This window comes from Pseudomonas sp. Ag1 (assembly GCF_000278565.1).
GTDB lineage: Bacteria > Pseudomonadota > Gammaproteobacteria > Pseudomonadales > Pseudomonadaceae > Aquipseudomonas.
The window spans coordinates 50,622-56,621 of sequence record NZ_AKVH01000078.1 but is presented as its reverse complement, the minus strand read 5'-3'; the positions used below and the strand labels follow the sequence as shown (position 1 = coordinate 56,621).

Sequence of the window (6,000 nt, the reverse complement as noted above, 5' to 3'; positions counted from 1 at the left end):
GCCCGCATTCCGGGCGTTTGCCAAAAGTGACCCGCTGTAAGAGCGGAACCATAGGCGGCCGTTACCTAAATAATGGATATGTACCCCGAACAAAAACCTCAGAGCACCAAGCTAAAATCCAACCGCCCATCACGCACCGGCGGACACCAGTAATACCCCCCAGTCAACGGCTTGCTAATGCGATACAACCCATCAACAATCCCATCCTCAAGCCCACTCATCCGCCGCAGTTGCGCTTCAAACGCATCAAACGAATGCCCAAACGCCAGGAACATCAACCCCGCCTGACCATTCTCGGCCCATGGCATCGACCGCCGCACCACAAACGCCTCCGGGGTAAAACTCTCCTGAGCCGTACGCTTGGTGTGCGCCGACTCCGGCGCGTCCTCCAGCTCCTCGTTATCACCATGGCGCCGACCAATAATGTGGTCCCGCTCCAGAGCCGGCAACGCCGCAAACCCATCCAGATCATGCTGCCACTGCTGGATCGCCGCAAAGCTCGCACCACCCTGCGCCACCGCCGCATCCACCGCCGCATCATCATGCGGATTCTCAGTGCCATCCTCATAGTCGGTCAGATCAAACCCGGTCTTGTAGCGAAACCCCTCGGTCATCTGCACCAGACCAAACCCCGGCGCCAGGGCCTTCTCGAACGCCCGGCTGCGCAACAGCAACTCACCGCGATCCACACCGTGCAACCAGACCCACAGCGCCTGCTGGGTCGACGGATTCTCCGCCCCCGGCCCGCTCACATGAGGGAACGCCCGCAACCCGTCAATCCGGGCGCCAAGGGCATTGACCAGCGGCTCACCAAAACCGACCACCGCACTGGCGTCCACCAACTGCACCAGCGCATCCAGTGCGGCAGGCACGGCATCCAGCGACTCAATGGCAAAAAACAGATGGCGTGCCTGCAACGGCACCGGTGCGGCAAGAATGCCCGGCTGGTACTGACTCATGTGAACTCCTTCAAGAAAGCCGCGCAGTTTACCCGGCGAGCTCACGGTTGTGCTCAAGGTTTTCCAAGGTTCGCGGGTTAATGCGTCTAGCCCTTGCCACACGGGGCGTTGATGGGTGAATCTCTAGTCACGTTTTGCAACCATTCCAGGGGTAGCGACATGACCACCGACAACCTGCTCGCCCAGCTGTTTCCCACTGCCGCCGAGATTCCCGAGCAATTCCGGCTCGCGGCGCCCATCGAACAACGTGATTACCTGGTCGGCGGCCAGTTGCATGTGTGGAACGGCCCCTTGGCCGAAGTGCGCAGCCCGGTGCAGTTGCGCGGTGCCGACGGTGACACGCCGGTGATCATCGGCAGCACCCCGCTGCTGGACGCCGACACCGCCTTGACCGCCCTCGACGCTGCCGTGGCCGCCTACGACCGTGGCCAGGGCGCGTGGCCGACCATGCGCGTGGTGGATCGCATCCAGCATGTCGAAGCGTTTTTGCGGCGTATGCGCGAACAGCGTGACGCAGTGGTCAAGCTGCTGATGTGGGAGATTGGCAAGAACCTCAAGGACTCGCAGAAAGAGTTCGACCGCACTTGCGACTACATCACCGACACCATCAACGCCCTCAAGGAACTCGACCGCCGCTCCAGCCGCTTCGAGCTGGAACAGGACACCCTGGGGCAGATCCGCCGGGTGCCGCTGGGCGTGGCACTGTGCATGGGCCCCTACAACTACCCGCTGAACGAGACCTTCACCACGCTGATCCCGGCGCTGATCATGGGCAACACCGTGGTGTTCAAGCCGGCCAAGCTCGGCGTGCTGCTGATTCGCCCGTTGCTGGAGGCGTTCCGCGACAGCTTCCCGGCCGGCGTGATCAACGTGATCTACGGCAGCGGCCGCGAAACCGTCAGCGCGCTGATGGCCAGCGGCAAGATCGATATCTTTGCGTTTATCGGCACCAACAAGGCCGCCAGCGATTTGAAGAAACTGCACCCGAAACCGCACCGGCTACGCGCGGCGTTGGGCCTGGATGCAAAGAATCCCGGGATCGTGCTGCCGCAGGTCGACCTGGACAATGCGGTCAACGAAGCTGTCACCGGTTCGCTCTCGTTCAACGGCCAGCGTTGCACCGCACTGAAGATCCTGTTTGTGCATGAGGACGTGGTCGACAGCTTTATCGAGAAATTCAACCGCAAGCTGGCGACCCTCAAGCCTGGCATGCCGTGGGAAGACGGTGTGTCGCTGACGCCACTGCCCGAGCAGGGCAAGGTGGATTACCTCGGCGGCCTGGTGACCGACGCATTGGCCCACGGCGCCAAGGTGGTGAACGAGAATGGCGGCGCCAGCCGTGGCTCGTTTTTCTACCCGGCGGTGCTGTACCCGGTGAACCCGCAGATGCGCGTGTACCACGAGGAGCAGTTCGGCCCGGTGGTGCCGATCGTGCCTTACCGCGACCTGGAGACGGTGATCGACTACGTGCTGGAGTCGGACTTCGGCCAGCAACTGAGTATCTTCGGCACCAGCCCGAGGGAAGTCGGGCGCCTGGTGGACGCGTTCGCCAACCAGGTGGGCCGGATCAACATCAATGCCCAGTGCCAGCGCGGGCCGGACAGTTTCCCGTTCAACGGGCGCAAGAACTCGGCCGAGGGCACGCTGTCGGTACATGATGCGTTGCGGGTGTTTTCGATCCGTACCCTGGTGGCGACCAAGTTCCAGGCGAGCAACAAGGAACTGGTCAGTGACATCCTGCAGGAACGCACGTCGAGCTTTCTGACCACTGACTATATTTTCTGAGCCCGACACCGATCTAAAAATGTGGGAGCGGGCTTGCTCGCGAAAGCGGTGGTTCAGTCACCGGATGTATTGACTGACACGCCGCCTTCGCGAGCAAGCCCGCTCCCACATTGGAACTGAGTGAAGCCTGAACAACGAGGTTACCCTGATACCAATGAATCTCCCTCTCTTCGCCCGCCGCTTGCTGCGTCCCTTGCTGGACCCGTACCGGCGCTACCGTCACGCCAAGTTGATCCACGCGGTGCGGGTTTCCATTGGGTTGCTCGCAACGATCCTGCTCACCACCGGCATCAACCTGCCCCATGGTGAATGGGCCTCGGTGACGATGCTGATCGTGATCGGCGGTTTGCAGCACCACGGCAATATCGGCAAGAAAGCCGTCGAGCGCGCCTACGGCACGTTGATCGGCGCCAGCGTCGGTTTGCTGCTGGTGCTGCAACAGGCGTATCTGGGGCAGCCACTTTTGACCTATTTGCTGATGTCGGTGGTGTGCGGGTTCTTTTCCTATCACGCCATCGGCAAGGGCGGATACATCGCGTTGCTGTCGGCCATCACCGTATTTATCGTTGCGGGCCATGGCGATAATCCGATATCGGACGGGTTGTGGCGCACGGTCGACATCCTGATCGGGATCGTCCTGGCCCTGGCGTTTTCCTTCGCCCTGCCGCTGTATGCGGTGTATTCCTGGCGCTACAACCTGGCCAGTGCCTTGCGCGATTGCGCGGCGATTTATAGCCGGATCATCAGCGGCCAATCGGTCACCGATGATGAACACCTCAAGCTGCTGAATCGCCTGAACGCCGCGATGCTGCAACTACGCTCGCTGATGCCATCGGTCTCCAAGGAAGTGCGGATTTCCATGACCGAGCTGGACACCCTGCAGCGGCATTTGCGGATGTGCATCAGCACCCTGGAGATCCTCGGCAACACCCGCCCCGACCCACGGGACAAGGAAGCCCTGGCGCGCATGCAGGTGGCGTTGAAAGCCGAGCACCGGCAGATTCGGGTGCAGTTGATCGGGATGGCGCGGGCATTGCAATCCGGGGCCACCGACCGGCTGGAACGTCCGAGCACCACGCCGACCCACGAACAGACCTTTGAAGTGCCGGTGGTCAACGCGTTGGACGGTTACCGGTTATTGACCCTGCAACTGGCAGCCAATATTGACGCCATGCGCCAGCGCCTGGCCAAGAGCGCCAGCCACTGGAAAATCTGATCAGCCCCGGTGCAGCGCCTGTATCAACAGCTGCTGCAACGCCTGTAACCGGGGCTCGGGGCTGTCCTCGGCAAAGCGCAACACGTTCGCCACTTCGGGCAGCGGCATCCGCTGGTCGAAGGGGCGATACACTTCCACGCGCTTGTCGAGATGGTCACTGCTGAGCAGGCCGATGCCCAACCCGGCGGCGATGGCCGATACCACACCCTCCACCGACCCACATTCCACCACCACCTGCCAGCGAATGCCCAAGGCGCTCAGGCGTTCCTGGGCCAGTTGCCGGTAAAAACAGCCGGGGCCGAAGGTGATCAGCCGCACGCATTCGTCAGGCGCAGGCTGCCAGCCGGGCCGGGCGCACCAGTGCACCTGTTCGGTCCACAGCAATTGGTCCCGCGCTTCGATACGCGGAATAAAATCCTGATGCAGCGCCAGGTCCAGCTCGCGGTCCACCAGGGCCTGGCGAAGCACGTGGCTCTGCTCCACCACAATTCGCACATCCAGCTGGCGGTGTTGCCGGGAAAACTGGCCGAGCAAGTTCGACAACTCGGCCATCGGCACCTGTTCGGTGGCGCCCAGGCGGATGGAGCCTTGTAACTGCACCGGATTGAAATGCGCCAGCGCCGCGTCGTGGGCGCCTGCGCAACGACATCCGTGGGGCCGTGCTGCAGGTGGTGCAAAACGCCGGGCACTTTCTGATGGAGGATGCGCCGGAACGGGTGAGTGAGTACCTTGTAGACTTTATCGGCCAGGTTCACAGTAAACGCTGACTGCCATTTGTCGGGATTACACAAGCCAATAGACTTCACACTTTCTCTTACATATTTTTCACGTTTTATTCACATCCAGAGACGTAGGGTAAAGCCTCATCCGTTACAAACGTTGTAGTTAAAAACCCGCCGCCCCAGCGGGTTTTTTTTGCCCGGGATTTGAGTGGGCACACGGTTTCTGGAGAGAGGAGTCGAAGCAAACCGGCTCATTGCGAGCCGGTCTTGATGGGTCAACGAGCCACCTTGTTGACAGGCGACGCCGCTTGCTCACGTATCGCGCGCTGGGTATCGAGCACCCGCGCCAGGGCCGTTTCGGCTTCAGGACTTTGCTGCGGCACACGAATCGCCGCCGACACCAGGGTAATCAGCTTGGCCATGACCTCGGCATCCGTGGCCGGGCGTCCCAGGCTCATGGAGTTCATCAGCAAACGCAGCTCGGTACCGGCCATCACCCCGGAGATCGCCTTGAGGGCAAATTGCAGGCGCACCCCCAGCTCGTTGCGCGGCAAGTCCGGAAGCGCCAGTGCGAAGGCTTCGAAGAAGCGCTGGAACACCGGCTGGTAATGCACCTTGAGGTATTCCTGGATAAACGGCGACGTGTCGCTGTACACCCGCCCCAGGAACCGGATGAATGAACGCCCTTCCCCGCTGGCCGGGTCGCTGCGTTCCAGGCCCATGGCCGGGGCGAACAGCACCCCGAGCAAGGTGTCGCAATCCAGCGGGCCGTCGGATTCGGCTTCGCACCGGGCGAGCAACTCCAGGCGCTGCTCGTTGAGCGGCTCCAGGCGCTGCATCAGCAGGGTTTTCATCAGGGAGTCCTTGTCCCCGAAGTGGTAATTCACCGCAGCGAGATTGACCTGGGCCCTCTCGGTTATCTGCCGCAACAAAACAGCGTCATAGCCGTATTTGATGAAAAGAGCCTCTGTCGCATCCAGCAATCGGGTCTTGGTAACGTTTGGAGCGCTGAGTTTCTTCGCGACCATAGGGATTGGGGTTCCACTGCGGAAATATTGTTTTAAAAATTAATTTGATTTTTTATACCGGGGCCGCTGCCTGAAAGCAAGTAGTGACACAGCGCCATACTATTCAAAGCCAACAGCAACGGGCTCATTGAGGGTAGCTGATGGATTTTTGCAGCGCCGGAAACGTCCCTTTGAAGAATCGTTTCAAAGGGTAAAACCGCTCTATATCCATGGCTGGCGGAACGGCTGGATCGCGGTTAGTATTCAAACAATATTTTAAAAACAAGAAATAAAACCAGTCCGTGACGTGT

Annotated in this window: 5 protein-coding genes; 2 read left to right on the top strand and 3 right to left on the bottom strand. The window is 60.6% G+C overall.

The features are described 5' to 3' along the window. Window positions 1–98: 98 nt before the first annotated feature. Complete coding sequence (locus tag A462_RS25340) at window positions 99–959, bottom strand: Dyp-type peroxidase (RefSeq protein WP_008432467.1); 861 nt, start codon at window positions 957–959, stop codon at window positions 99–101. Between the two features lie 159 nt (window positions 960–1,118). On the opposite strand from A462_RS25340, the gene A462_RS25345 reads away from it, so the two are divergent. Further along, window positions 1,119–2,744 carry an NADP-dependent glyceraldehyde-3-phosphate dehydrogenase gene (locus A462_RS25345; protein WP_008432465.1) on the top strand — a complete coding sequence of 542 codons (1,626 nt, stop codon included), beginning with the start codon at window positions 1,119–1,121 and terminating at the stop codon, window positions 2,742–2,744. A 154-nt stretch (window positions 2,745–2,898) separates the two neighbouring features. Further along, window positions 2,899–3,960, top strand: a complete 1,062-nt coding sequence (locus A462_RS25350; protein ID WP_003211716.1) for an FUSC family protein — start codon at window positions 2,899–2,901, stop codon at window positions 3,958–3,960. Here A462_RS25350 and A462_RS25355 read toward each other — a convergent pair whose 3' ends face one another. Together A462_RS25355 and A462_RS25360 are read right to left on the bottom strand one after the other, a co-directional pair. Beyond that, a complete protein-coding gene (locus A462_RS25355; RefSeq protein WP_008432463.1) occupies window positions 3,961–4,560 on the bottom strand; it encodes a LysR family transcriptional regulator substrate-binding protein in 600 nt (199 codons plus the stop codon). A 397-nt stretch (window positions 4,561–4,957) separates the two neighbouring features. Then, entirely contained in the window at window positions 4,958–5,710 is a 753-nt protein-coding gene (locus A462_RS25360) for a TetR/AcrR family transcriptional regulator (protein ID WP_003211721.1), read from the bottom strand. Window positions 5,711–6,000: the final 290 nt, after the last annotated feature.